Here is a 1,432-nt window from a genome sequence, read left to right on the forward strand (position 1 = left end):
CAAACGATTCAATCGCTCAATAAGCGGATTCACCATGAAAAGAAAATCGCCCATATAGAATTGAAAGATCAAGAAAAAGCAGCAGCCGCTCAAGAGGCACTTCCTTTGCCATTTGATGTTTCGGAAGTCTTGGAATCCCGAGTAGATAAATACAGCACCGTGATGATCAAGCAAAACCGGTACTCCGTACCTGAGGGCCATGTAGGCGCTTGGATTCGCGCCAAGGTCAGTGCAAATGTAGTTCGTCTCTTCATTGAAGGTAAACTCGTCGCAGAACACCGGAGAAATTGGGGTGTCCATCAATGGGAAATGGATCTCTATCACTACATAAAAACCTTCACAAAGAAAAAAGGCGCTTTAGCTCAAAGTGAATGTTTGAGCCAAGCACCAATTCAAATTAAAAAACTCTTCGAAAACCATTATATCGGAAAAGAGAAAGATTTTCTAGAGCTACTCCTTTATGTACGCGAGAAAAATCGATTAGATAATGTGATGGCAGCCGTCCGACAGATTGAGATAAAAGGTCTCGGTGAAATCACGACTGAAAAGCTGATCTTTCTGAGCGAACAAACGGATCTGGTACCTATGGTACCTCTCCATCCAGACGAGACGGTCGAACAGGCGCTCCAAAATATCCAAGCCTTTTCAGCGATGTTCAATCAAGTCGATGAAGGAGTGCTTGAACATGGATAAAAAGCAACGAGTAATCGACATGTGCAAAGAATTGCGTCTCCCAGGCATCCGAGAGTTGGTTGAGGAGGACGAAGCATTCGCAGAAACGACCGCTGCGATGGACCTGTTGCATACGGTCTTAACGAAGGAAAAGAATGACCGATGGATCCGGTCGAAATCCACCCGGATTCGCCGTGCCAACTTTCCAGAGAAGAAGCTACTTGAGGAGATTGACACCCGCGCGCTGCCCATAGATGCGCAGCATAAATTACCTAACTTACAGACGCTTGATTTCATCAAAGCTGGGCAGAATGTGATTCTTACTGGTTCCCCTGGAACCGGTAAAAGCCACCTGGCAATCGGATTAGGGGTAGAAGCTTGTTTGGCCGGTTACAAGGTTTACTTTGCGAGTGTCTCTTCTTTAATCAATCAATTGAAGGAAAGCCGGTCCGAACGGACCTTACGCTCTTTCGAATTGCGATTTGAGAAGTACGACCTCGTCATCATTGATGAATTGGGCTACATTTCCTTCGATAAAGAAGGAGCTGAATTACTCTTTACGCATTTGTCATTGCGCGCGGGTCGATCTTCGACCATTATCACGAGTAATCTGTCGTTTGCGAAATGGGAAGAAGTGTTTCATGATCCCGTTTTGACTGCCGCATTAACGGATCGCCTAACGCATAAATCGCATGTGGTAAATATGGTCGGTCCTTCTTATCGAATGAGAGAAACGCAAAAATGGCTCGAAAACAGCCAT

The 1,432-nt window shown here is 45.3% G+C and carries 2 protein-coding genes; both read left to right on the forward strand.

Annotation, left to right across the window (positions count from 1 at the left end; genetic code table 11):
- Positions 1–693, forward strand: a 693-nt coding sequence (locus MLE13_RS17760; protein ID WP_430905226.1) for a Mu transposase domain-containing protein, incomplete at its 5' end; no start/stop codon positions are given.
- On the forward strand, positions 686–1,432 hold a 747-nt coding region (gene istB / locus MLE13_RS17765; RefSeq protein ID WP_240751099.1), incomplete at its 3' end, for an IS21-like element helper ATPase IstB. The genes MLE13_RS17760 and istB, both read left to right, overlap by 8 nt.

This window comes from Planococcus halocryophilus (assembly GCF_022489025.1).
In the GTDB taxonomy this organism is placed as follows: Bacteria; Bacillota; Bacilli; order Bacillales_A; family Planococcaceae; genus Planococcus; species Planococcus halocryophilus_A.